Source organism: Umezawaea sp. Da 62-37, from assembly GCF_032460545.1.
Classification (GTDB): Bacteria; Actinomycetota; Actinomycetes; order Mycobacteriales; family Pseudonocardiaceae; genus Umezawaea.
In genome coordinates this window covers 8321380-8346524 of sequence record NZ_CP135965.1, presented here as the reverse complement: position 1 = coordinate 8346524, position 25145 = coordinate 8321380, and the positions used below count along the sequence as shown (strand labels likewise).

General features: G+C 69.0%; 21 protein-coding genes. 11 read left to right on the top strand and 10 right to left on the bottom strand.

Annotated features, from left to right (window positions below; all coding sequences use genetic code 11):
* Positions 1-124 precede the first annotated feature (124 nt).
* Positions 125-373 carry a mycoredoxin gene (locus tag RM788_RS38595; protein WP_315924489.1) on the bottom strand — a complete coding sequence of 83 codons (249 nt, stop codon included), beginning with the start codon at positions 371-373 and terminating at the stop codon, positions 125-127.
* 327 nt (positions 374-700) lie between these two features.
* Between RM788_RS38595 and RM788_RS38590 the strand changes: the two genes are divergently transcribed.
* Complete coding sequence (locus RM788_RS38590) at positions 701-1894, top strand: M35 family metallo-endopeptidase (RefSeq protein WP_315924487.1); 1194 nt, start codon at positions 701-703, stop codon at positions 1892-1894.
* An 87-nt stretch (positions 1895-1981) separates the two neighbouring features.
* On the opposite strand, the gene RM788_RS38585 is transcribed toward RM788_RS38590, so the two are convergent.
* On the bottom strand, positions 1982-5599 hold the full coding sequence (locus tag RM788_RS38585; protein ID WP_315924485.1) for a discoidin domain-containing protein: 3618 nt from the start codon (positions 5597-5599) through the stop codon (positions 1982-1984).
* 998 nt (positions 5600-6597) lie between these two features.
* On the opposite strand from RM788_RS38585, the gene RM788_RS38580 reads away from it, so the two are divergent.
* Positions 6598-9246, top strand: coding sequence for a pectate lyase-like domain-containing protein (locus RM788_RS38580; protein ID WP_315924482.1), 2649 nt, complete (start codon positions 6598-6600; stop codon positions 9244-9246).
* Positions 9247-9472: 226 nt separating this feature from the next.
* Entirely contained in the window at positions 9473-10540 is a 1068-nt protein-coding gene (locus RM788_RS38575; protein ID WP_315924480.1) for an ATP-dependent DNA ligase, read from the top strand.
* 24 nt (positions 10541-10564) lie between these two features.
* Here the strand turns inward: RM788_RS38575 and RM788_RS38570 are convergent, their stop codons facing one another.
* From RM788_RS38570 to RM788_RS38550, 5 genes are all read right to left on the bottom strand, one after another.
* Positions 10565-10795 (bottom strand): type II toxin-antitoxin system RelE family toxin, encoded by a 231-nt coding sequence (locus RM788_RS38570; RefSeq protein WP_315924478.1) that lies wholly within the window; start codon positions 10793-10795, stop codon positions 10565-10567.
* A gap of 29 nt (positions 10796-10824) precedes the next feature.
* The gene (locus RM788_RS38565; protein WP_315924476.1) at positions 10825-11151 is read right to left on the bottom strand and encodes a type II toxin-antitoxin system prevent-host-death family antitoxin; all 327 of its coding nucleotides are present in this window, start codon (positions 11149-11151) and stop codon (positions 10825-10827) included.
* 200 nt (positions 11152-11351) lie between these two features.
* Positions 11352-11645 carry a hypothetical protein gene (locus RM788_RS38560; RefSeq protein WP_315924474.1) on the bottom strand — a complete coding sequence of 98 codons (294 nt, stop codon included), beginning with the start codon at positions 11643-11645 and terminating at the stop codon, positions 11352-11354.
* Positions 11632-11865, bottom strand: coding sequence for a DUF397 domain-containing protein (locus RM788_RS38555; protein WP_315924472.1), 234 nt, complete (start codon positions 11863-11865; stop codon positions 11632-11634). Before RM788_RS38555 ends, RM788_RS38560 begins: the two co-directional genes overlap by 14 nt.
* A gap of 124 nt (positions 11866-11989) precedes the next feature.
* Positions 11990-12862 carry a Sco1979 family transcriptional regulator gene (locus RM788_RS38550; protein WP_315924470.1) on the bottom strand — a complete coding sequence of 291 codons (873 nt, stop codon included), beginning with the start codon at positions 12860-12862 and terminating at the stop codon, positions 11990-11992.
* A gap of 230 nt (positions 12863-13092) precedes the next feature.
* Here RM788_RS38550 and RM788_RS38545 point away from each other — a divergent pair, with 230 nt between their 5' ends.
* The 3 genes from RM788_RS38545 to RM788_RS38535 all read left to right on the top strand — a co-directional run bounded on the left by RM788_RS38545 (position 13093) and on the right by RM788_RS38535 (position 16104).
* The gene (locus RM788_RS38545) at positions 13093-13932 is read left to right on the top strand and encodes an SAM-dependent methyltransferase (protein WP_399341383.1); all 840 of its coding nucleotides are present in this window, start codon (positions 13093-13095) and stop codon (positions 13930-13932) included.
* Between the two features lie 508 nt (positions 13933-14440).
* Positions 14441-14995: a TetR/AcrR family transcriptional regulator gene (locus RM788_RS38540; protein ID WP_315924466.1), complete on the top strand. Its 555-nt coding sequence runs from the start codon at positions 14441-14443 to the stop codon at positions 14993-14995.
* A gap of 74 nt (positions 14996-15069) precedes the next feature.
* Positions 15070-16104, top strand: a complete 1035-nt coding sequence (locus tag RM788_RS38535) for a medium chain dehydrogenase/reductase family protein (RefSeq protein ID WP_315924464.1) — start codon at positions 15070-15072, stop codon at positions 16102-16104.
* Positions 16105-16140: 36 nt separating this feature from the next.
* On the opposite strand, the gene RM788_RS38530 is transcribed toward RM788_RS38535, so the two are convergent.
* On the bottom strand, positions 16141-16818 hold the full coding sequence (locus RM788_RS38530) for an SRPBCC family protein (protein ID WP_315924461.1): 678 nt from the start codon (positions 16816-16818) through the stop codon (positions 16141-16143).
* 99 nt (positions 16819-16917) lie between these two features.
* Here RM788_RS38530 and RM788_RS38525 point away from each other — a divergent pair, with 99 nt between their 5' ends.
* Positions 16918-17568 carry a TetR/AcrR family transcriptional regulator gene (locus RM788_RS38525; protein ID WP_315924459.1) on the top strand — a complete coding sequence of 217 codons (651 nt, stop codon included), beginning with the start codon at positions 16918-16920 and terminating at the stop codon, positions 17566-17568.
* Positions 17569-17731: 163 nt separating this feature from the next.
* Here the strand turns inward: RM788_RS38525 and RM788_RS38520 are convergent, their stop codons facing one another.
* The gene (locus RM788_RS38520) at positions 17732-18286 is read right to left on the bottom strand and encodes a TetR family transcriptional regulator (protein WP_315924457.1); all 555 of its coding nucleotides are present in this window, start codon (positions 18284-18286) and stop codon (positions 17732-17734) included.
* Between the two features lie 243 nt (positions 18287-18529).
* On the opposite strand from RM788_RS38520, the gene RM788_RS38515 reads away from it, so the two are divergent.
* Genes RM788_RS38515 through RM788_RS38505 form a run of 3 tightly spaced genes read left to right on the top strand, consistent with a single transcriptional unit; the run spans position 18530 to position 22337 of the window.
* Positions 18530-19036: a (2Fe-2S)-binding protein gene (locus RM788_RS38515; protein ID WP_315934866.1), complete on the top strand. Its 507-nt coding sequence runs from the start codon at positions 18530-18532 to the stop codon at positions 19034-19036.
* Entirely contained in the window at positions 19033-20028 is a 996-nt protein-coding gene (locus tag RM788_RS38510; protein ID WP_315924455.1) for an FAD binding domain-containing protein, read from the top strand. The genes RM788_RS38515 and RM788_RS38510 overlap by 4 nt, the downstream gene beginning before the upstream one ends.
* Complete coding sequence (locus RM788_RS38505; protein ID WP_315924453.1) at positions 20025-22337, top strand: xanthine dehydrogenase family protein molybdopterin-binding subunit; 2313 nt, start codon at positions 20025-20027, stop codon at positions 22335-22337. The genes RM788_RS38510 and RM788_RS38505 overlap by 4 nt, the downstream gene beginning before the upstream one ends.
* Before the next feature lie 418 nt (positions 22338-22755).
* Here the strand turns inward: RM788_RS38505 and RM788_RS38500 are convergent, their stop codons facing one another.
* Positions 22756-23571: an alpha/beta fold hydrolase gene (locus RM788_RS38500; RefSeq protein WP_315924451.1), complete on the bottom strand. Its 816-nt coding sequence runs from the start codon at positions 23569-23571 to the stop codon at positions 22756-22758.
* Positions 23572-23764: 193 nt separating this feature from the next.
* Here RM788_RS38500 and RM788_RS38495 point away from each other — a divergent pair, with 193 nt between their 5' ends.
* Positions 23765-25144: an MFS transporter gene (locus tag RM788_RS38495; RefSeq protein ID WP_315934865.1), complete on the top strand. Its 1380-nt coding sequence runs from the start codon at positions 23765-23767 to the stop codon at positions 25142-25144.
* The last annotated feature ends 1 nt before the right edge of the window (position 25145 follow it).

Sequence of the window (25145 nt, the reverse complement as noted above, 5' to 3'; positions counted from 1 at the left end):
GGACCGTCATTGGCCCTGTCCGGTCGGGCCGATCCTGGTACTTCCACCGCGCACCGCGCGCTTCGTAGGCTCGGAGGGCACCGGGCGCGGGGACGGCCCCCGAGCCCGGCGACCGATCCGGCGATCAGTTCAACTGCGACTTGACCTGGGCGATCGAGGGGTTCGTCAAGGTCTCGCCGTTGGGGAAGTGCAGGGTGGGCACGGTCTGGTTCCCGCCGTTGACGCTCATCACGAAGTCGGCGGCACCGGGGGTCCGCTCGATGTCCACCTCGACGTACTCGATGCCCTCGCGCTTCAGCTGGTTCTTCAGGCTGGAGCAGAAGCCGCACCATGAGGTCGAGTACATCGTCAGGGTCGCGGGCGCAGCTGACATCGGGATAACGCTCCTCGGGTAGGGGGAGAACCGGTTCGGTGGGTGCAACGCGCGGACACCCCGCTTCCATACCCCGGAGCGGGGTGATCCGCGCGTCACCGCGTCCTGGACCGCGGGTCACCATCGAGTGCTCCCGCACCCCTTCGGGACCGTCCGCGGAGTCACCGCAAGTCGCCGTGCTCACGCGATCGCGTGAGAGGCCTGGTCGAAGTGATGAGTGCCCTTCCACATCCGGCGGGTGCGGGTCGACCCTTGGTCGGTGTCGGCGGTGACGTTCCGCCGAATCCCGAAGGCGCTCTCCGCCTTCCGCCGTGAGGAGTCCCGAAGGTGAAAACCTTGGCTGCCGCAGTAGTGACGGCGTTCGTCGTTCCGCTCCTGGTGGTCGGGCAGGTGCCCGCGAACGCGGCACCACCTCTCCACCCGACCACCGCGCAACAAGGACAAGGCAAGGATCCGGTGAGCGAACCCGGCCGGTTCTCGGCGACCCTGACGGCGAACCCCCGGTACCGCCTCGGCGAGCCGATCACGCTCGCGTTCGGCCTGCACAACGCGTCCGATGAGGACCAGTCCGTGCTGGCGTGGGACACCCCGCTGGACAACCCCGACCGGGAGGTGCTCGACTACCTCCGGGTCAGCGGCGACACCGGCGACCTGCCCTACCAGGGCAGGAGGATCAAGCGCGGTGACCCGGACGGGTCGTCCTACCTGCTGGTCAGGGCCGGGGAGTCGCTGCACTCGACGATCGACGTGTCGACCTCCTACGCGATCACCGAGCCGGGCACCTACACGGCCACGCTGGACACCCACCTCCGGGACGTGATCACCCGCACCGCCTCGGCACCGGCCGCGCGCGCCCTCGGGGAGTTCACGAGGGCCGATCTGCCCGAGGTGTCGACGACCTTCGAGGTCGTGGCCGGGGGCGCGCCGCGACTGCCCGTGGCCGCCACCCTCCCGGACGAGGGGCAGGACGCGGGGCCGTCCGACACCCGCGCGGCCAAGGACCCCGCCTTCAAGAACGGGACCGACAAGCAGAAGACGGCGGTCAGGAAGGCGCACAGCACGGCGTGGGAGTACGCGGGCAACGCCGAGGCCGAACTGCCGGTCCCCGCGCCCGACACGACGCCGAAGCGGTACACCACGTGGTTCGGCGCCTACCGCGCGGCGCGCTACGAGACGGTCTCGGACCACTTCACCAGGATCAGGAAGCACCTGGCGAACACGAAGATCACCTACGACCTGAAGTCCCCGTCCTGCGAGGACTCCTACTACGCCTTCGTGTACTCCTCCCGGCCGACCGAGGTGTACCTCTGCCCGCAGTTCTGGAACGCCCCGGCGACCGGCACGGACTCCAAGGCGGGCACGATCGTCCACGAGCTGAGCCACTTCACCGTCAACGGCGGCACCGAGGACATCCGGTACGGGCAGGCCGGCTGCCGGGAACTGGCCGAGGAGCACCCCGACCAGGCCGTGCGCAACGCCGACAGCCACGAGTACTTCGCGGAGTCCATCCCGCTCGTCTGACCCCGCGTCCCGCCCTCACCGACGACCGGAACGGCCGGTGGGTGTCGAAGTCCGACACCCACCGGCCGTCGTGGTCCCCGCCGTCCGCTAGTTGCGGACGATGGTGAAGGTGGAGGTGGTGTTCTTGACGTCCTGCGCGTTGTTGCTCAACCGCAGGTTGTTGAACGTCACCGAGCCGACCGCGGGACCCTGCTTGTCCTCGGGCATCTCGTTCGCCCACAGCCCGAACCCGGACTTCGCGTCGTAGGCGTCACCGCTCTTCTGCGCCCCGGAGATCGACACGTTGGTGAAGATCGTGTCCTTGATCGGGAACTGGGGGTTGCCGGGACTGCTGTAGTTCGTCTGGAACATGATGCCGCTGTAGGTCGGGTCGACGATGTCCACGTCGCTGACCCGGATCCCCTGGAACACCTTCGAGGCCGAGAAGATCCAGATCGCCGGGAACGTCTGCCCCTTCCAGAAGTGCCCGCCCGCCCGGACGATCGAGATGTTCTCGAACTTGGTGGGCGGATCGGCGCCGAAGCCGTTCATCGGGTAGCCGAAGTCCAGCGAGCTGATCGTGATGCCCGAGTACACCAGCGTGTCCGCGATGTAGATGTTGCGGAACGTGTTGGCGTACCCGCCGTAGACCGCGACACCGGCGGCGCGCCAGGTCAGGGTCGTGGTCAGGTTCTCGTAGATGTTGTCCTTCATGTCCGATCCGCCCGCGTCGATGGCGGAGAACAGGGCGAAGGCGTCGTCACCCGTGGCACGCGCGTCGTTGTTGACGACGTGGTTGTTCGTGCTGCCGTTGGTCATGTTGATGCCGTCGGCGAACAGGTTGCGGATCCGCGAGTTCTTGATGGTCACGAAGTCCGTGTTGGCGCCCCAGTAGAGGCAGATCATGTGCTCGACCCAGATGTTGTCGATCTCCATGTTCGCCACGTTCGCGAAGTCGAACACCTTGCCGGGACCGTCGATGCGGGACGTGTAGTTGCCCAGGTAGGTGAAGTTCGCGAACGTCGACCCGTTCGCCGTCCCCTCCGCGCGGAAACCGATGTCGGTGTTGTCCTGAGTGGACGGTGCGAGGAACCTGGTGTACCAGGGGCCTGCGCCGACGACCTTGACCGCCTTGCCGTACACCTGGAACTTGCTCGCCGTCTGGTAGTCGCCCGCGGGCAGGTAGACGCCGACGAGGGTGCCGGTCGTGTCCATGCGGACGCGGTCCAGGGCGTTCTGCACGTCCTGGTGGCCGAACCCGGCGGGCACGGCGTACCTGGCCGGGTCCGGGTTCGCGATCGCCGACACCTGCTCGGTGTTGACGAAGTCGATGGCGTAGTTGGTGGTGTTGGCCGCGTCCTTCTGCAGCTTGATCTTGGTGCCCGCGGGGAACGAGGAGTTGAGCGTGATGCTGGCCTCGTCGTAGATGTGCCGCGCCTCGCCACCGGGCGAGTTGCCGGGACCGGCTTCCTCGCCGTAGAGCCACGCGTACTTGGACGTCAGGGGCAGCGCCTTGTGGAAGGTGCCGTTCACGTACACGTTGATCGTGGCGTTGATGCCGCCGCCGCCCGCCGAGTCCGGGATGGAGAAGCGGGTGACGAGCGTGTTGGTGCTCGCCTTGGTGGTGAACTCGACGTAGCTGCCGGTGGAGTTCAGCGTGACGGCCTTGCGGCCGGACGCCTCGCCCGCCAGGTCGCCGATCTTGCGGTTCGGCCCGATGACCGCCGCGCCGCCGCCGACGGCCGCGTCCTCGGCCTCCAGCATGTCGTACGGCATGTTCGCGCCGCGGCCGACGAAGAACGGCTGCTCGCTGGTGTTGTTGGGCTGCTTGACCGGCAGCTCGTTGGCGTCGTTGGCCAGCACCACCTTGACGGTGTACTTGCCGTTGGCCGCCGTCCAGGTGCCGAGGGTGACCGGTGCCGTGGTGGCACCCGCGGCGATGGCACCGCTGTAGGAGCCGGTCAGGGTCTGCACGACCGCGCCGGTGGTGGAGTTGACCACCTGGAGCGTGATGCCGTGCGCGCCGCCCGCGGAGGCGACCGTGCCCTGGTTCTTGATGGCCACGGAGAACGTGACCACGTTGCCGCTGGCCGGGTTGTTCGGCGTCCAGCCGACGTTCGCGACCAGGTCCGAGCTGGCGACCGGCGTCACGACCAACGTGGAGCCCGTGAAGCTGTTGTTGGTCTCGTCGGACTCGACGACGACGCCGCCCTCGTCCACCTTGGCGCTCAACGGGTAGCTGCCCGCGTTGCGGGTGCCGACGTTGGCGGACACGGTCGCCGAGGCGCCGGGTGCCAGCGCGCCCACGTTGGCGGTGCCCGCCTTCGTCGTGCCGAGGTAGAAGTTGACGTTCGTGGCGCCGGAGGCGACCGCGCCCGCGTTGCGGACCACCGCCGACAGCGTGACGGCGTCGGTCTCGACCGGGGCGCCCGGCGACCAGGAGGCACCGGTGATCGTGAGGTCCGGGTTGGGCGCGGGAACGCCGATCACCTGGAACTCCGCGATCTGGCCCGCGGGCGCGCCGGTGTTGGAGGTGATCCGGAGCTGGACGTCGGACAGTGCCGCGCCGCCGACCGGGATCGTCACGATGTTGCTGCTGCTCGGGTTGAACACGTAGTTCGCCGCCGACACCACGTTCGTGAAGCCCGAAGCGCTCTGCTCACGGCCCAGCACCTGGATGTTCTGCGTGCGCGCGCCCCACGAGCTGTCCGGGTTGAGCTTCAGCACGACCGAGTCGACCGCCGCGTTCGCGCCGAGGCTGACCGCGAGGGTGTTCGGGTACGCGCCGCCGCCGCCCTCCCAGTAGGTCGCGGTGCTGTTGTCGTTCGCGTTGGCCGCGACGAACGTGAACACCGACGAGGACGCCGTGATCGCCTTGCCCACGGCCAGGTTCGTGCCTCCGGGCACGCTGGTCCCGTTGCGCGTCACCGTGTTGCTGTTCGCCGACTGGTTGCCCGCGGCGTCCTTGGCCCGCACGTAGTACGACACCGACGTGGAGCCCGGCTGCGTGTCGGTGTAGGTCAGGACGTTGGCCGCGACGCTGGTGCGCAGCGTGTTGTTGGCGTACACGTCGTAGCCCGTCACACCGACGTTGTCGGTGGAACCGCTCCACGCCAACCGGATCTGCCCGGTCCCCGGTTCGGTGAAGGAGAGGTTGGACGGCGCGGTGGGCGCCTGGGTGTCACCGCCCGACGGCCCGTAGACCTCGAACTCCGACAGCTGGCCCGCCGCCCATCCGGTGTTGGCCGTGATGTTCAGCCGCACGTACCGGATCGTCGTGGCGGCGATGTCGATCGTGACGGTGTTCCCGCTCGCCGGGTTGAAGGCGTACCCCTTGGAGGGCGCCAGGTCCGAGAAGTTGCTGCCGTTGGTGCTGCCCTGCACGGAAAGCGTCTGCGACCTGCTCTCCCAGCCCGTCGGCAGCTTCAGCACGACCTTGTTCGTCGCGACCGAGGCCCCGAGGTCCGCCTGGATCCACTGCGGCAACGCGCCGGTGCTCTCCCAGTAGGTGGCCTGGTTGCCGTCGTTCACGTTCGACGCCGGGTACTCACCGTGCGAACTGCTGGCCGAGATGGAGACGGCGGCCGCGGCCAACCGCGCACCCAGGGCATCGGCCCCCGGTGCGCCCGGCGCCGCGTTCACCGGAAGGCCCGGCCCGGCAAGCACCACAAGGCCGCTCGCGAGCAACACGGCGGTGAGCCGCGTGATCAGGCTTTTGGTTCTCATCGCTTTCCTCTCTGCAGGGGGAGCGGACATGGCAGGGAGACCTCTGGACACACCACCGCAAGAGCTGCCGGCCACGGACAGGGATCCGGCCGGTCGTCGGCGAGGGGGGACGGTAAGCGGTGGTCCAGACGGAATTAAGAAGCTCTGCCAGGATTTTCCAAGATCATGCAAATTTTTTGCGTCGAGTTGAGCAAGAGTTACAGACGCGCTACAGCTACGTCAACGGTCCGACGCCCCCGGAGCCACTCCCAGCGCACACCGGAAGCCGTTCGGCCCAGGCAGAACGGCCGAACGGCGGCACAACAGGACCGCATTACCAACCAACGAAGACACGCGAACTCTTGCAACACCAGCACCGAGCCAGGCCGAGCAACAGGCCCACGAGCACAACGCCAACAGGCAGCTGGATCAGGCACGTCAAAACCAAGCGTCCGCACCTTGACAACAAGACCGCTCGGCCACGACGGCGGCGAGCGCGCCCACACCTCGTGCGGCCGATTTCACTTGGGGTTTTCGGCCCTACCCTCGCGGCGGCGGGCAGGGCTTCACCACCTGCCCTTCAAGCCCGCCGAGGGCCGAAAAGAGGGGCCCCAAGTCAAATCGGCCGCACCCGGAGAACGGCGGGCACCGATGGCTTGTTTCGAGCTGCCTCGAACCAGACCCGGCGACAACCCACAACACCCACCCCCCGACGCCCCAACCCCTCCCCCATAACCAAAAACAACATCCCGATCCCCCAACGCTTTCCCCGACCGGACGCCCCCGCACCCCCATCCGCACCAAGCCCCAACCGACCTTCGGCCCATCCCCCGTCCCGGTCCACAAAACTTCACCCGGAACCTTGACGCTCGAATTTCGGCGCTGTTAACTCCACCACACACCATGGAACCGGTTCCGGGACCGGTTCCGCACTAACGAGAGAGCGCTCTCTCAGCTGCGCCCACCCCCTGCCCTCCCTCCGGGCACCAGGCCGTCTCCTCATTCCGACAGGCAGGAACATGAGACTCGCTGTCCCCACCCCCACGTCCCCACGCCGACGCTCCCTGCGCAGGCTTTCCGTCCTGGTCGTCGCCACGGCGACCCTGCTCGGCACCCTCTCCTCCACCGACTCCGTCCCCAGCGCGAACGCCGCGCCTGTCCTGCTCTCCCAGGGCAAGGCGGTCACCGCGTCGTCGACCGAGAACGCGGGCACGCCCGCCTCGGCCGCCGTCGACGGCAACGCGGGCACCCGCTGGTCCAGCACCGCCGCCGACCCGCAGTGGTTGCAGGTCGACCTCGGCTCCACCGCCACCGTCAACCAGGTCGTGCTGAACTGGGAGTCCGCCTACGCGCGGTCGTTCCAGATCCAGACCTCGGCCGACGCCTCGGCGTGGACGTCGGTCTACACGACCACCACCGGAACCGGCGGCGTGCAGACCCTCGACGTCACCGGCACCGGCCGCTACGTCCGCGTGCTCGGCACCGCCCGCGCCACCGGCTACGGCTACTCCCTCTGGGAGTTCCAGGTCCTCGGCACGCAGGGCTCGACGCAGCCGCCCGCGGCGTGCGGCTCGGCGAACGCCGCGCAGGGCAAGCCCGCCGTGGCGTCCTCGTCCGAGAACGCGGGCACGCCCGCCTCGGCCGCCGTCGACGGCAACGCCGGCACCCGCTGGGCGAGCACCGCGAGCGACCCGCAGACCCTCCAGGTCGACCTCGGCTCGTCGCAGACCATCTGCCGGGTCGGCCTGAACTGGGAGGCCGCCTACGGCAAGTCCTTCCAGATCCAGACCTCCGCCGACGCGTCCGCGTGGACGACGGTCTACAGCACCACGACCGGCACCGGCGGCAACCAGGCGCTGGACGTCACCGGCACCGGCCGCTACGTCCGCGTGCTCGGCACGGTCCGCGGCACGGGTTACGGCTACTCCCTGTGGGAGTTCTCGGTGAACACCACCGGCGGCACCGTGGACGTGCCCGTGACCGACCCGCGCAACCCCGACTTCGGCCCGAACGTGTCGGTGTTCAGCCCGTCCACGCCCGCGGGCGACATCCAGGCGAAGCTGACGGCGGTCGCGAACCAGCAGCACACCAACCAGTTCGGCCCCGAGCGCTACGCGCTGCTGTTCAAGCCGGGCAGCTACAACGCCGACGTGAACCTGGGCTTCTACACCCAGGTCGCCGGTCTGGGCCTGTCCCCCGACGACGTCAACCTCAACGGCCACGTGCGCGTCGAGGCGGACTGGTTGCAGCAGGGCGACAACCCGAACAACAAGGGCAACGCGACGCAGAACTTCTGGCGCTCCGCCGAGAACCTCTCGGTGACCCTGCCCGCTGGGCAGATCGAGCGCTGGGCCGTGTCGCAGGCCGCGCCGTACCGCCGCATGCACCTGCGCGGCCAGGTCCAGCTGTGGAACGGTGGCGACGGCTGGGCGAGCGGCGGTTTCATCGCCGACTCGAAGATCGACGGCGTCGTCGTGTCCGGTTCGCAGCAGCAGTTCTACACCCGCAACAGCGACCTCAACGGCGGCTGGAACGGCTCGGTGTGGAACATGGTGTTCCAGGGCACCAACGGTTCCCCGGCGCAGAACTTCCCGAACCCCTCGCACACCGTCATCGACCAGACCCCGCAGGTGCGGGAGAAGCCGTTCCTCTACATCAACGGCTCCGGTGACTACAACGTCTTCGTCCCGTCGCTGCGCAACAACTCGCGCGGCACCACGTGGGGCGCGGGCGCTCCCGCCGGGTCGTCGATCTCGCTGAGCCAGTTCTACGTGGTGAAGCCGGGTTCGCCGACCTCCACCATCAACGCGGCGCTGGCCGCGGGCCGGAACCTGCTGTTCACGCCCGGCGTCCACCACCTCAGCGAGTCCATCAAGGTCACCAGGCCCGACACCGTCGTGCTGGGCCTCGGCCTGGCCACGCTGATGCCGGACAGCGGTTCCGCCGCCATCCAGGTGTCCGATGTGGACGGTGTCAAGCTCGCGGGTCTGCTCGTCGACGCAGGTCCGGTCAACTCGCCGGTCCTCGTCGAGGTCGGCCCCACCGGCTCGTCCGCGAGCCACGCGGCCAACCCGACGTCCCTGCACGACGTGTTCATCCGCATCGGCGGCACCGGCACGCTCGGCAGGGCCACGGTCAGCCTGAAGGTCAACAGCAACAACGTCATCGGCGACCACATGTGGCTGTGGCGGGCCGACCACGGCGCCAACGTCGGCTGGACGCAGAACACCGCGGCCAACGGGCTCGTCGTCAACGGCAACGACGTCACCATGTACGGCCTGTTCGTCGAGCACTACCAGGAGTACCAGACCCTCTGGAACGGCAACGGCGGCAAGACGTACTTCTACCAGAACGAGCTGCCCTACGACCCGCCGAACAACGCGTCGTGGAGCAGCGGGAACGGCAACCAGGGCTGGGCCGCGTACAAGGTGGCCGACTCGGTCAACACCCACCAGGCGTGGGGACTGGGCAGCTACGCGTTCTTCCAGACGAACCCGGCCGTCGTCGCCAGTCGCGGGTTCGAGGTGCCGAACAAACCCGGCGTGCAGTTCCGCGACCTGGTGGCGGTATCGCTCGGCGGCGTCGGCACGATCACCAACGTGATCAACAACGTCGGCGCCACCGCCAACCTCGCCAACCAGATCTCCTACGTCGTCAGCTACCCCTGACCCAGGCGGCGCGCGCCACCCCATGACACGCGCCGCTCAACACCTCGCGAGTCGAACCCCCAGACACCCCGTGTCGAACCTCCAGGCATCCCACGTGCGCAACGCCGGGTGCCCGAATGAGGGACACGGGGTGCCTGGGTGTTCGACACGGGGTGTCTGAGTGTTCGACTCGCGGGGGTTGAGTGAAGACTCGCGGGGGGTTGGGGATTGGATTTACGCTGCGTTGATGGAGTTGCCCGTGATGCCGCCGGTCAAGCCGATGTTGGCGCGTGCTGTGCACGAGGTGCCCCGTGCGCCGGGGTTGGTGTACGAGCCGAAGTGGGACGGTTTCCGGTGCGTGGTGTTCCGCGACGGCGACGAGATCGAACTCGGCTCGCGCAACGACCGCCCGCTGACCCGGTACTTCCCCGAACTGGTCGAACTGCTGCGCGACGCGCTGCCCACCCGGTGCGTGGTCGACGGCGAGATCATCGTGGTCACCGGGACCGGGCTCGACTTCGACACGTTGCAACTGCGCCTGCACCCCGCCGCCTCACGGGTCCGCAAGCTCGCCGGGGAGACGCCCGCCAGCTTCGTGGCGTTCGACCTGCTGGCGCTGGACGACCGGGACCTGACCGGTGCGCCGTTCAGCGAGCGGCGCGCGCTGCTGGAGGGCGTGCTCGGCGGCGACCTGTCACGGGTGCACCTGACCCCGTTGACGTCGGACCCGGATGTCGCCGCGGACTGGTTCACCAGGTTCGAGGGTGCCGGTTTCGACGGCGTGATGGCGAAGCCGGACGTGCCCTACGAGCAGGACAAGCGGGTGATGTGGAAGGTGAAGCACGAACGGACCGCCGACTGCGTGCTCGCCGGGTTCCGCATGCACAAGGACGGTGTCGGCGTCGGCTCGCTGCTGCTCGGCCTGTTCGACGACGACGGCGTGCTGCACCACGTCGGCGTCGCCAGCAGCTTCACCGCCGCCCGCCGCCGTGAGCTGGTCGACGAGCTGGAACCGCTGCGCGCCAACGCCCTCGACGGCCACCCGTGGCGCGACTGGGCCGAAGCGCAGGGCCGGGTGCCCGGCGCGCAGAGCCGGTGGAGCGTCGGCAAGGACCTGTCGTGGGAACCGCTGCGCCCGGAACGGGTGGCCGAGGTGCGGTACGAACACGTGGCCGCGGGCCGCTTCCGCCACATGAGCCGCCTCGTCCGCTTCCGCCCCGACCGCACACCGGAGTCGTGCACGTACGCACAACTGGAAGCCGTCGCCCCCGCGGAACTCGCGACGCTGTTCGGTGCGGAATTCGAGAGGAACTAGGGCTCTCCAGGAAGAGCGCCCATGTCACAGGTCTCGGTAGATCTCGCTCCGGTGCCCCGGATCGACGACCAGCACAACAAGTTTGCCGTCCTGCACCTCGTAGACCACTCGGTAGTCACCGACTCTGATCCGATGCATTCCGGCATGCCCTTTGAGGGCGATCGAGCCGTGCGGCCTCGGTTCCTCGGCAAGCCCGTCGATCGCGGACTGCAAACGACGGCGGATCGGCTTGTCGAGCTTGACGAACGCTTTCAAAGCCGCGGGAACGACGCTGGCTTCGCACCTCACCGGTTGCCGCCCGGAACCTCATCGGAATCCGCGGCCTCCAGGATGGCCAGCGCTTGCGCCCAAGGGATCGGCTGCTCCCCGGAAGCCTCCATCTCGCGTTTCGCCTGAGCCGCACGCGCTGACCAGTAGGCGTCTTCCATCTCACCCAAGTGCTCCGCGACGTCGGCGGAAACCAGCGCACCGACTCGACGTCCGTGGCGGGTCAGGAAAACGACTTCACCTTCTCGGACGTGCTCATCCAACAACTGCGGAAGTGCGCCGCGCGCGTCGGAGAGGGGTACGTCGATCTCACCATGCGACTCGGACGAACGGGCATGCGACATGTACATAATGTACGCAAGTTACAGACCGTACGTAAGAGGCAGTTCGCTGACGTCACCCAGGAACGCCCGGACCCCAGGCCCGGTGGGTCGAGCGAACCCCTCAGTCGCTCGACCCACCGCCCAGCACCCGCGTGAACGGGCGGTGTCCGAAGGCGGGCAGCGCGGAAGCGGTCCACCACGGCGGCGGGGTGGTGGACCGCTCAGGCGATCCGGTCGTCCGGCAGTCCCAGCAGTGCCTCGAGCACCGAGCACACCGATCCGCGCGTGCGCCAGGAGAACCTGCTCGGCATCAGCACGTTCTGCTCGTCGGCGGGCATGCGGGTGGCGATGGCGTCGTCCTCGGTGTGCAACCGGACCACGTCGATCACGTCGTCGTGCGCCCGCACCCCGACGACGGCGGTGAGCTCACCGCGCCCGTCGGTGGGGTGCAGGAATTGGAAGCCGCGCGCGATCAGCTCGCGCAGCCTGCCTTCGGCGCTGTCAACCGAAGTCATCGAACTCGCCGTTCTTCGCACCCGCCAAGAACGCCGTGATCCCGGCGCGGGTGTAGATCAAAGCGGGACCAGCGGGGAACCGGGAGTTGCGGACGGCGACCGCGTCGCCCGCCAGTTCGGCCAGCTCCACGCAGTTGCCGAGCGCACCGCTGTAGGCGCTCTTCCGCCACACCGCACCGGCGAGGTGTGCCGCTGACATCCCGTTGTGGACCTCGTTCATAACCACTGCCACCACCTATCGCCCCCGAGCGCATCTGCACGTGCATCCGACTGAGCACCGACCGTAGCACCGGGAGACGCACGGGTAAATGCACGTGCAGCTGCCGGTGCATGGGCTGTTCGGGTTAAATCTCCGCCCGCGCGCTGGTCAACATCTGACGGGTGCGGTCCGGGGTCAGGGCGTCCACGGTCAGCCGGTCGAAAACCCTGCCGTACAGCTCGACCTCGTCGCGTTTGTCCAGGTAGAGGGCACCGGCGAGGTGTTCGATGTACACCAGGTCCGGCAGCTCCGGCTCACCGAAGCGGAGCATGGTGAACGGGCCTTCGGCCGCGTAGCCGCTGAGCTGGTAGGGCACCACCTGAAGGGTGATCTGCGGCTCCTTGGTCAGTTCCAACAGGTGGTCCAGTTGGGCCAGCATGACCTCGCGTCCGCCGATGGGCCGGTGCAGCACCGACTCGTCGACCACCGCCCACAGCCGCGGTGCGCCGGACCTGTGCAGGATCTTCTGGCGGTTCATCCGCAGGCCCACCCGCCGCTCCACGTCCTGTCCCGCCGAGTCCGGCCTGCCGTGGCTGGCGATGGCCCGCGCGTAGTCCTCGGTCTGCATCAGACCGGGCATGAACTGGAGCTCGTAGGTCAGGATCCGGACCGCCGCCTCCTCCAGGCCGACGTAGTCCTGGAACCAGTCCGGCATGAGATCGTTGAAGCGGTGCCACCAGCCAGGTTGGTTCGACCGCTTGACCATCTCCAGGAACGTCTCCCGGTCGGTCTTGTCGGTGACGCCGTACATCGTGAGCAGATCGGCGACGTCGCGCTCCTTGAGCCCGACCCGACCGAGCTCGAGCCTGCTGATCTTCGACTCCGACCCGCGGATCGAGTACCCGGCGTCCGCACGCGTGATCTCCGCGGCCTCGCGGAGCCTCCGCAACTGGGACCCCAGAACGATCCGCAGAGCGGTCGGTCCACCGGATGAGGCAGCGGGATCAACCGTGGTCATAACCGTCCTCCTGCGTTCCCCGGCCCTTGCGCCCACATGTTGCAGCCGGTCCACCCGAACAGCGGTTGCACTCCGTGAAGGCCACTTCGCCTGGTCACAGAACGTACACCGCACGATCACAAGGTCAACTTCGTGCCTGATGCTCGCACTTGGAGCCCATATGCTTACGCTAGGTGCACTGTGATCTGGTGCACAAACACTCTCGTTAACAACGCTCTGTGAGGCCCCAGATGCCCGGTAGCACCGTTCCCCCGTCGGACGTTGCCGCACCCGTGTACATCGACACGACCAAGGCGAGCATCGCCAGGGTCTACGACGCCTTCCTGCACGGGAAGGACAACTACGAGATCGACCGCGAAGTCCTCCGCCGCGTCCAGCGCGTCGCCCCCGAGGCCGCCACGCTGGCCTGGGACAACCGCGCTTTCCTGATCAGGGCCAGCCGCTTCATCGCGAGCCAGACCGGGATCACCCAGTTCCTCGACTGCGGCTCCGGCCTCCCCACAGCGGAGAACACCCACCAGGTCGTGCAGCGCCTCCAGCCCGAGGCGAAGGTCGTCTACGTCGACAACGACCCGGTCGTCCTGGCCCACGGCCGCGCGCTGCTGGAGGAGAACGACCAGACCCACTTCACCGCCGAGAACATCTTCGAGCCGGAGAAGATCCTGGCCAACGAGGTCGTGCGCAAGCACATCGACTTCACCAAGCCGGTCGCCCTCTTCCAGATGGGCACGCTGCACCACTACAACGGCGAGCGCTCCCCCGCCGACATCATGAAGACCTACATCGACGCCCTGCCGTCCGGCTCCTACGTCGGCCTCTCGCACTTCTACGACCCGGAAACCCCGGAACACAGCGAACTCGCCCGCCGCATGGAGGACACCTTCCTGCACAGCCCGATGGGCACCGGCTTGTTCCGCAAGCGCGACGAAATCCTCGCCATGTTCCCCGGCCTCGACCTCATCGAACCCGGCCTCACCCTGTGCGCCGACTGGTGGCCGGACGGCCCGCAGATCAAGGCACTCGACCAGGTCTCCCACTGCATCGTCGGCGCAGTCGGCCGCAAACCCTGACCAGCACCCGCTCGACCAGTTGACCGACTACAGCAGGCTTTCCGCTGCGCGATGGCGACCAACCCCACCAGCGGATTGACCGCGCCTGCCCATCTCAGATCGACCGCTGCCCTGCCCAACCGGCGGATTAACCGCCCACTGAGCAGCACTCGTCCGCCGTGCGGCCGGCTTTACTCGGGGTTTTTCGGCCCTGCACTTTCAACGGCGGGCAGGAGCACCACCACCTGCCCTTTCAGACCGCCGAGGGCCGAAAAAAGGGGTCCCCAAGTCAAGCCGGCCGCACCCGGAGACCGTGGATGCGACACCGGCGACCCAGAACGCACCCCCAGCACCCCCTCACAACACCCACACCCCCGATCACACCCCTACCCAACCGATACCCCAATCGGGTGAACTTTCACCCCCATCCACCCCACCCCAACTCCCCTCCGCAACCAACACCCCCACCTCCACCACCCTTCCGAGCTACAACTTGACCCCCACCCCATGTAAGTGTTCACTCACAAACATGCCCGACACCCCTCGCTCCACAGCCGACGCCCGCCGCACGACGGTCGTCGCCAAAGCGGTGTCGGTCTTCGGCCGCGGCGGTTACCACGCGACACCCGTCACCGACGTCGCCGACGCCGCCGGCATCTCCCAGGCCTACGTCCTCCGCCTCTTCGGCGGCAAGCTCGGCCTCTTCGCAGCCGCCCTCGACCGCTGCTACCTCCTCATCCGCGAAGCCCTCACCACCGGCGCCGAGCAAGCGAGCACCGGCACCTCCGCCGAGATCCTCGAGACCATGGGCGACGCGTACGCCGCCCTCATCGCGGACCGCGACCTCCTGATGCTCCAGATCCACGCCCAGAGCGCGTCGGACATCCCCGAGATCCGCGAAGCGACGCGCCGCGGCTACGCCTCCGTCGTGGAACTGGCCAAGGAACTCTCCGGCGGCACCGACGCCGAGGTGCAGCACTTCATCGCACTCGGCCAGCTCTGCCACCTGATCGTCGCCGCGGGCCTCGACGACGTCGACGCGAACTGGGCCCGCACGCTGACGAACGGCATGCGCCACCCCTGAGATCCCCCTTGAGCACCAACGACTTCCCGTTTGCCCCAGAAAGTATGTCACCACTCACAAACAAGGAGCCGGTCATGACCAGGGCCATCGAGATCGTCCTCCCCGGCGTCGTCGAGCCGCGCGGCCTCCAGGTGCGCGAAACCACCGTGCCCGCACCCGGCGAGGGCCTGGCGTCGGTGCGCGTCGAAGCCTCCGGCGTCTCGTTCGCCGAACAGCAGATGCGGCGCGGGAAGTACTACGACCAGCCGCCGTTCCCCTTCGTGCCCGGCTACGACCTGGTCGGCACCGTCACCGCTGTCGGCCCCGGCGTCCCGCCCGCGCTGGTCGGCAAGCGCTTCGCCGCGCTGACCAAGACCGGCGGCTGGGCGAGCCAGGTGGTGCTGCCCGCCGCGGACCTGGTGCCCGTCCCGGACGGCGTCGACCCGGTCGAGGCCGAGACCGTCGTGGTCAACGGCATCACCGCGTGGCAGATGCTGCACCGCGTCGCGAAGGTGCGCTCCGGCGGCACGATCCTCGTGCACGGCGCCAACGGCGGCGTCGGCTCCACGCTCCTGCAACTGGCCCGGCACAAGGACATCCGCGTGATCGGCACCGCGTCCCCGCGCCACCACGACACCGTCCGCGGGCTCGGCGCGATCCCGATCGACTACCGCGACACCGACCTGCCCGCACGGGTCCGCGAGCACGCGCCCGACGGTGTCGACGCGGTGTTCGACCACGTCGGCGGGCCCGGCGTCGTCGACTCCTACCGGCTGCTCAAGCGCGGCGGCACGCTCGTGTCCTACGGCAGCGCGTCCACTCGCGACGTCGCCGGTTCGTCGCAGCTGCCGGTGCTGAAGCTCGTCGCCAGGCTGATGTGGTGGAACTGCGCGCCGACCGGCCGCGGCGCGCACTTCTTCAACATCTGGGCGGGCAAGCGCCGGGCCGCCGCGTTCCGCGCGAAGCTGGCCGAGGACCTCGGGAACGTGCTGGCGCTACTGGCTGACGGCACGCTCACCGCCCAGGTCGCGGCCCGGTTCCCGCTGACCGAGGCCGCCGCGGCCGTGGAGTTGGCCGAGTCCGGCACGGTGGCGGGGAAGGTCGTGCTCGTGCCCTCCCCCGCCGCGTGACGTCGTGCCGCGGCCCGGTTCCGGCCGGGAACGGCCTCAGTCGCCGGGGTAGCGCTGGGCCCACCAGGCGGTCCAGCGGGTGTCGAGGTCGCCGAAAGCGACCTCGTCGAGCCCGTAGGTGCTCAGCACGGCCATGACGGCGGCGTGCGGTTTGGCGTCGGACGGCGGGGTGCGGGCGACGACGAGCAGACCGCCGCCCCAGCTGTCGACGGTGACGCCGAGCTGGTTGGCGGAGCGGAACCACAGGTCGCCGGTGACGGGCTCGCCGACCAGGTCGGTCGAGTACGCGCCGGTGACGCCGTCCAGCCCGAGCGCCTCGGGAACGTCGACGGTGGCCGCGTACCCGGCGAAGTACAGGGTGCGGCGGACGGCGCCGGGTTGGCGTTCCAGCGCGAACCTGAGCTGCTGCAGGAAGGTGGTCCAGCCCTCGGTGATGTCGTCGTAGTAGGCGTCCAGCGCCGGGTCCTCGCCGTGCGGGGCCCTGGTCAGGGTGACCGCGGTGCGCTCGCCGTCCGGTTCGAGGGTGAAGCGGTCGCCTCCGCGCAGCCGCAGCGCCCGGACCTCCTCGATGACGTCGGCGAAGAAGATCTGGTCGATCTCGTCGTCGAGGCCGTGGTAGTCCCAGCCGTGCCACTGGCGGACCTGCTCCTTGTCGCGCAGCGCCTTCCACACCGCGTCGACCGGCGCGTCGACGGTGACCTCGATCCGGGTCATGGGACTCCTCCGACATCGGTTCCGGGACGTGTGAACAATGCCAGGTCACGGCCCGAAGCGCCGAGGACTCGCGGGGTAGGGGTCCGCTAACCTGGGTGCGTGGAGACCTTCCTGCGGGCACGCAGGCCAGAGCACAAGCAGCAGCGCTACGAGGCGATCCGCGCCGCGGCGCGGGAACTCGCGCTGCTGCGCGGTGTGCGGTCGGTCAGCCTGCGCGACATCGCGGCCGAGGTCGGGGTGCACAAGTCGGCGATCCTGCGGTACTTCGAGACGCGCGAGGAGATCTACCTCCTCATCGGGGCCGAGTGCTGGCAGGAGTGGAGCACCGCCGTGCACGCGGAACTGGAGGGCGCGACCGGCGCGCGGGCCCTCGCCGAAGGACTGTCGAGGACGCTCGCGGAACGGCCGCTGTTCTGCGACCTGCTGGCGCACACGCCGACGACCCTGGAGCGGCACGTCTCACCGGGCGCCGTGCGGGAGTTCAAGCTCGCCGCCCTGGACGCCGTGGAAGCCCTGTCCGCGCTCGCCGTGCGGGTGGTCCCGGAGATCGGCGAGGACCGCGGCTTCGAGGTGATCAGCGCGGTCGGCTGCTTCGCCGCCACGGCCTGGCAGGTGTCGCACCCGCCGGAGGCGCTGGCCGCGCTCTACGCCGAGGACCCGAGGCTCGCGAAGGTGTGCGTCGACTTCGTGCCGACGGTCAGCAGGTTCGCGCGGGTGTACATCGCGGGCCTGGCCACGGGCGTCGATTAGGGCCTGTTTCCCGGATCTCGTTCGATGGGAGTCGCGCCTGGCGTGGTTCTTGGCGGTGCGGGCGGATGGTCCGCGTACCGCTGTTGTACGTGGGCCATCCGCCCGTGCCCCCAGGGGCCGCCCCAGGCCCGGCTACCGCGAACACGGATCCGGGAAACAGGCCCTAGCGGGTAGCCAGCCCCCGCACCACTTCGACCACCGCTTCCCGGCGCGCGGCGTCGCCGTCGTCGGACGGGATCGCCGACGGTGACGCCGGTCCCCACGTCCCGGCGAGCGCGAACACCAGTGCCAGCACGACTTCCGGCGACCGGTTCGCCGCCACCTTCCCGTCCGCCTGCGCACGGGCGATGGCGTCCACCTTGGACCGCTGGGACGCGGCCACGGCGGGCAACTGGTCCAGCGCGCCGCGTTCCAGGCGGTGCCACGTCGCCAGCCGGGGCAGGTCCGGATGCGCCAAGTAGAAGTCGAACAGGGCGCCGGCGTAGGACGGCAGGTCCTCGGCGGTGAACGGGACCTCGTCCAGCACTTGGACGACGTGGGCGTCGAACACGGCGTCGAAGAGCCGGTCCTTGCTGGAGAAGTACACGTAGATCAGGTTCTTGTTGGCCTCCGCCGCGGCGGCGACGCGGTCGACCCGCGCGCCCGCGATGCCGAACGCCGAGAACTCCGCCGTCGCGGCGGCCAGGATGCGGGCCTTGGTGGCCTCGGCGCGGGACATGGCGGTGATCCTAACGGGCGGTGGTGACGGGAACGCCTGCCGCACCGGGGAAGAAGAGTCCGATGTGGACGGTCCTGGACATGACGTGGCGGTGTTCTCCCGGTCACCGGACCCCGTCCCCGAGGAGTCGAGGCAGGGTCCGGTGACCGGTTGAGACGATAAGAGGACACCGGGACGTTGTTAATACGACGGTGTTCCGTTAACGTGGTGACCAAGCAGGACGTCACGACGGGAGCGGTTCACGTGGTCGCAGTTCGGATGCGGGTCAACGGGGTTGACGAGAAGTTCGACCTCCCACCGCAGGTCAGCCTGCTCGACGCGCTGCGCGGGACCCTGGGGTTGACCGGCACCAAGAAGGGGTGCGACCAGGGTGCCTGCGGCGCGTGCACGGTGCTCGTGGACGGCAGGCGGATCAACTCGTGCCTGGCGCTGGCCGTGCAGTACGACAATCGTGACATCACCACGGTGGAGGGCCTGGCGAACGCCGACGGCCCGCACCCGCTCCAGTCGGCGTTCGTCCGCAACGACGGCCTCCAGTGCGGCTTCTGCACCTCCGGCCAGCTCTGCTCGGCCGTCGGGATGCTCGCCGAGCACGCGGCGGGCGCGGCGAGCGCGGTCACCGAGCACCTGTGCGACACCGACGTCGAACTGTCGGAGTCGGAGATCAGGGAACGCATGAGCGGCAACCTGTGCCGCTGCGGCGCGTACAACGGCATCGTCGCGTCCATCCAGGAGGTGGCGGCCCGATGAGGACGTTCGCGTACTTGAGCGCCGACGACGTGGCCACGGCCGTCCGGGCGATCTCCACCGAGCCGGGGGCGAAGTTCCTCGGCGGCGGCACGAACCTGGTCGACCTGATGCGCGAGGGCGTCGAGCACCCCGACACGGTCATCGACATCACGCGGCTCCCGCTGGCGGGTGTCGAGGAGCTGCCCGACGGCGGCCTGCGGATCGGCGCGCTGGTGCGCAACAGCGACCTGGCGGGCCACCGGCTCGTCCGGAGTCGCTACCCGGTGCTGGCCCAAGCGCTGCTGACCGGCGCGTCCGCGCAGCTGCGCAACATGGCGACCGTGGGCGGCAACGTCCTGCAGCGCACCAGGTGCGCCTACTTCTACGACGGCGCGGCCGCGTGCAACAAGCGCGAGCCCGGCGCGGGCTGCGACGCGATCGGCGGCTTCAACCGCAACCACGCGATCCTCGGCACGTCCGAGGACTGCATCGCCACGCACCCGTCGGACATGTGCGTCGCGCTGGCCGCGCTCGACGCGGTCGTCGAGGTGGAGAGCGTGCGCGGCACGCGCCGGATCCCGCTGGTGGACTTCCACCGGCTGCCGGGCGCGACGCCGCAGGTCGAGACGGCGCTGGAGCCCGACGAGCTGATCACCGCCGTCGAACTGCCGCCGTCGGCGCTGGCCGCGACCTCGCGCTACCGCAAGGTGCGCGACCGGGCGTCGTACGCGTTCGCGCTCGTGTCGGTCGCCGCCGCGCTGGAGGTCGCCGACGGCACCGTGACCGGCGTGCGGCTCGCGCTCGGCGGGGTGGCGGCGAAGCCCTGGCGCGCCTACGAGGCCGAGCGGGTGCTGCTCGGCGCTCCGGCGACCGAGGAGACCTTCCGGCTGGCCGCGGAGGCCGAACTGGCGCCCGCCGTCGGCCGGTCAGGCAACGAGTTCAAGATCGAGCTGGCGAAGCGGGCGATCGTGGCCACGCTGCGGCAGCTGCTCACCGAGGGAGGCGCGGCATGACCCAGGTCCGGAACCCACCCGCGGTCGACGTGCCCACCAAGTACGTCGGCAGGTCGATCGACCGCGTCGACGGGGTCGTGAAGACCACCGGCGAGGCCCAGTTCACCGCCGAGGTCCCCTACCCCGACCTCGCGCACGCCGCGATGGCGCACTCGACGATCAGCCGCGGCCGGATCACCTCGATCGACACGGCCGCGGCCTCGGCGGTGCGGGGCGTGCTCGCGGTGATCACCCACGAGAACGCGCCGTCGATGAAGCCGACCGCTGCCGTCAACATGATCAACATGGAGACCCTCGCGCCCGGCACGACGGTCAACTACCTCAACACCGACGAGGTGTTCTGGAACGGCCAGCCGGTCGCCGTCGTGGTGGCGAACACGCCCTACGCCGCGCACGAGGCCGCCGCGCTCGTCCGCGTCACCTACGACGAGCTGCCGTCCACAGTGGACTTCCACGCCGAGGCCCCGAACGCCGCGCCCCAGCCGAGCAGCATGATCATGCCGTCGGGGGCCGACAAGGGCGACGCGGAAGCGGCGCTGGCCGCGGCGGCCGTGTCGGTCGACCTCCGGTTCTCCACGCCGATGCACCACCACAACGCGATCGAGCCGCACGCCACGGTGGCCTCGTGGGACGGCGACCGGCTCACCGTGCACGACGCCGCGCAGGCCATCACCTGGTTGCAGAAGCACCTGGCGCAGAAGTTCTCCGTGCCCGCGGAGGGCATCCGGGTGATCGCCTCCTTCGTCGGCGGCGGCTTCGGCGGCAAGGGCATGATCTGGCCGGGCACGGTCCTCACCGTGATGGCGGCGCGGGCCACCGGCAGGCCGGTGCGGATGGTGCTCACCAGGGAAGGCGTCTACCGCACGGTCGGCGCGCGCACGCCGTCAGTCCAGCGGGTGGCGCTCGGAGCGGACGCGGACGGGCACCTGACGTCGCTGATCCACACCAGCGTGACCCAGACGGGTTACGTCGGCGGCATGCCGGAACCCGTGACGTCGCAGTCCAGGTACCTGTACGCCGCGGACAACATCCTGCTGAAGCAGGACGTCGTCCGGTTGGACCAGGTGGCCAACACCCCGATGCGCGCGCCCGGCGAGGCGATCGGGACTTACGCGCTCGAGGTGGCGATCGACGAACTCGCCCACAAGATGCGCATCGACCCGATCGAGCTGCGCATGCGCAACGAGCCGAAGACGGACCCGTTGCACGGCAAGAAGTTCTCCCAACGGAGGCTGCGCGAGGCCTACGCCCGCGGCGCGGAGCAGTTCGGCTGGGCCGACCGCACGCCGGAGCCCGGCTCGATGCGCGACGGCAAGTGGTTGGTGGGCATGGGGGTCGCCACCGCCTACTTCCCCCAGTTGCAGCTCGGCGCGAACGTCGTGGTGCGGCTGTCGGTGGACGGCACGGTGGTGGTGCGCAGCGGCTTCCAGGAGATGGGCATGGGCGGCGCGACCGCCCAGGCGCAGATCACGGCCGACGCGCTCGGCGTGCCCTACGAGTCCGTGCGGGTCGAGTACGGCGACACGACCATGCCGATCGCCCCCATGGCGGGCGGGTCGGCGCAGACCGCGAGCATCGCGGCGAGCCTGCTGACCGCGTGCGAGAAGCTGAAGAAGTCGTTGCTGGGCCTGGCGAAGAAGTCCGGCTCGTCGCCGCTGGACGGGCGGAAGTTCGAGGAGCTGACCGCGCGGGACGGCGGGTTGTACGTCGGCGGTGTTGGTGTCGGCGGTGTCGGTGTCGGTGAGACGTATGCGGAGATCCTGGCCAGGGCGGGTCGTCCGTCCATCGACGCGAGCGTCGGTTCGGACACGAAGCTGGGGCAGCTGGCCGGGAACCTGAAGTTCATGTCCAAGTTCGTGCTCGACCAGCGGCGGTGGGTGAAGGCTTCGTCCGGGGCGCAGTTCTGCGAGGTCCGGGTGGACTCGGAGACCGGTGAGGTGCGGGTGTCGCGCTGGCTCGGGGTGTTCGACGTCGGGACCGTGATCAACGCGAAGACGGCGCGCAGCCAGTTGCGCGGTGGGATCGTGATGGGGATCGGGATGGCGTTGTCCGAGGAGACGCTGGTGGATCCGCGCAGTGGGCGGATCATGAACCCGAGCCTGTCGGAGTACCACGTGCCGGTGAACGCGGACATCCCGCGGATCGACATCGAGTACTTGGACGATCCGGATCCCACGATGCCGTTGGGGTTGCGGGGAGTCGGGGAAGTGGGGATCACGGGGGTGGCGGGGGCTGTCGCCAACGCGGTGCACCACGCGACCGGTCGGAGGGTTCGGGATCTGCCGATCACTTTGGACAAGTTGTTGTGAGGGGTGCTGGAGGCGTGCTGGGTCGCCTGGGTGACCTTGGTGGTTGAGCTGGGGTAGGTGTCGTGCTGGGTCGCCGGGTATCGCATCCATGTTCTCCGGGTGCGGCCGGCTTGACTTGGGGCCCCTTTCTTGGGCCTTGTCGGGCTAAAAGGGCAGGTGGTAGAGATGCCCGCCGACAAATTGTAGGCCCAAAAACCCCAAGTCAAGCCGGCCGCACGGCGGTCGAGTGCTGCTCGGTGGGTGGGTGGTCGGGCGGTTTGCTCGGTGCTCGGTGCTCGGTGCTCGGTGCTCGGTGCTCGGTGCTCGGTGGGCTGTGGTCGGGGATCTAGCTCGGTGGGCGTGTGGCCGGTCGTTTGCTCGGTGGGCTGTCGTTGAGGGCTTTTGCTCGGGGCTGTGGTTTGGGGTGCGGCTCTTCCTGTTATTCGCGCAGCAGGTGGCGCGTGCAGGTTTTGGTGAATTCCTCGCCTGCTTCGAGCCAGGGGATGTGGCCGGTGTTCAGGGCTACCCGTGTCACGTTGGGCAGTGCGTTTTCCAGTGAGTCGACTGCCTGGCGGGGGCGGAGGTCGTGGGTGCCGTCGATGATCAGTGTTGGTACCTCGAGGTTTTGGCAGGCTTCGACGAGGTCGTTCTCCTGCCAGGTCAGCCGGTCGTCGATGTCGATGGTGGTGTTGCACTCGTAGTTGACGCCGAACCAGGGGGTGGCCATTCGTTCGGCCAGTGTGGTGGCGGTGGTCGGGTCGGTGAACTCCGCTGACCACTGGAGCACTGCCAGTTCGCGTTCCTCGGCATCGGTGCGCTCGCGGTCGCGTAGTTCCTGCCATCGGGCCATGTCGGGGCCGAGGCGGTTGGTGAAGTTGGCTCGGAAGGTGGTGTGCCAGTCCCAGCCGAGGCCTACGCCGGACACGTAGGCGAGCGCGGTGACGCGGGTCGGGTGGTCAAGTGCGTAGCGCAGCGCCAGCTGTGCGCCCCAGGAGTGGCCGAGCAGGATCATCCGGTCAAGGTCGAAGTGGTCGCGGACGGCGTCCAGGTCGGCGACCGTGCGGGCCATCGAGTACGGGCCGCGGTGGTCTGAGCGGCCGCTGCCCCGTTGGTCCCAGCGGATGAGGCGGGCGGGCAGGTCGAGGTCGTCGAACATGTCCCAGAGGCCGGGGCCGCCGTGGCAGAGGACCACCGGGGGGCCGGTGCCGGTCTCGGTCGCCCACAGTTCGCAGCCGTCATCGGTTCGTACGGTCATATGGTCGACCATAGGTGGATTCGTTGGTGACAAAGGACCTTCGGTCGCAATTCGGGCAATTCGCCGCTGGTCGAACCAGGTTTGTCGAACGGCTGCGTGAACGTTGGGCGCATCTCGTCACAACGGGCGCTAACCAACCTGTTAGTCCAATACTCTGGGGTGGGTGACAGGACAAGTGCTCGACGTCCAGGCGATGCCGGCGCCGCTCCCGACCCGGTCACCCACCCTGATCGTCGCGGTCCTCGCTTCCGGTGGGTTGGCCGCGTCGTTGATGCAGTCGCTGGTCATCCCGTTGATCCCGGAGTTCCCGCGACTGCTGCACGCCTCGCCCGTCGACACGTCGTGGGTGATCACCGCGACGTTGTTGGCCGCGGCTGTGATCACGCCGGTCAGCGGGCGGTTGGGTGATCTCCACGGCAAGCGGCGGGTGCTGTTGGCGAGTCTGTTCGCGCTGGTCGTGGGGTCGGTGGTCAGTGCGTTGACCGAGTCGGTGTGGCCGATGGTGGTCGGGCGGGTGCTCCAGGGCTGTGCCATGGGCGTGGTGCCGTTGGGGATCAGCATCATGCGGGACCAACTGCCCGCCGAGCGGGTCGGTGCGGCGATGGGGTTGATGAGCGCGACGCTCGGGGTCGGTGGGGCGATCGGTCTGCCGTTGTCGGCGATCGTCGCGCAGAAGGCCGACTGGCACGTGCTGTTCTGGGGTTCGGCAGTGCTCGGGATCGTCTGCGCGACTCTGGTCCGGCTGGTGGTGCCGGAGAGTCCGCGTGCTCCGAAGGCGCGGTTCGACCTGCTTGGCGCGGTGTGGTTGTCGGTCGGGTTGACCGCCTTGCTGATGGCGACGATCAAGGGCGCGGGCTGGGGGTGGACGAGTGCGGCGACGCTCGGGTTGTTCGGCACGGCCGTGGTGGTGCTGCCGGCATGGGGCGTCTACCAGTTGCGCACCACCGATCCGCTGGTGGACCTGCGGGTCTCCGCCCGCCGTCCGGTGCTGTTGACCAACCTGACGGCCGTCCTGATCGGCTTCGCGATGTACGCCTCCGCGCTGCTGTTCCCGCAACTGCTCCAGGCGCCGGTCGAGACCGGGCAGGGGTTCGGGTTGTCGATGGTGCGGGCCGGGCTGGCGGTGGCGCCGCTGGGGCTGGTGATGATGCTGCTGTCGCCGCTCTCGGCCCGGTTGTCGGCGCGGTACGGCGCGCGGACCACGTTGCTGATCGGCGTGCTCGTCATCGCCATCGGCAACGGGACGGCGGTTCTGCTGACCACGGCGGTCTGGCAGATCGTCGTCGCCTCGGCGGTGATGGGCGGTGGGATCGGGATCGCGTTCGCCGCGATGCCCGCGTTGATCATGGGGTCCGTGCCGCAGGGCGAGACCGCGTCGGCCAACGGCGTCAACACGCTCATGCGGTCGATCGGCACGTCCACCGCCAGCGCCGTGCTCGCGACGATCCTGGCCAACACGGCCACGGCGACCGGCCCGTCCAGGGTCGGCTTCCACATCAGCTTCGTCACGGCCGTCTGCGCCGCGCTGGTGGGATTGCTGCTGGCCGCTTTCATCCCGCGCGAACGGGCATGAT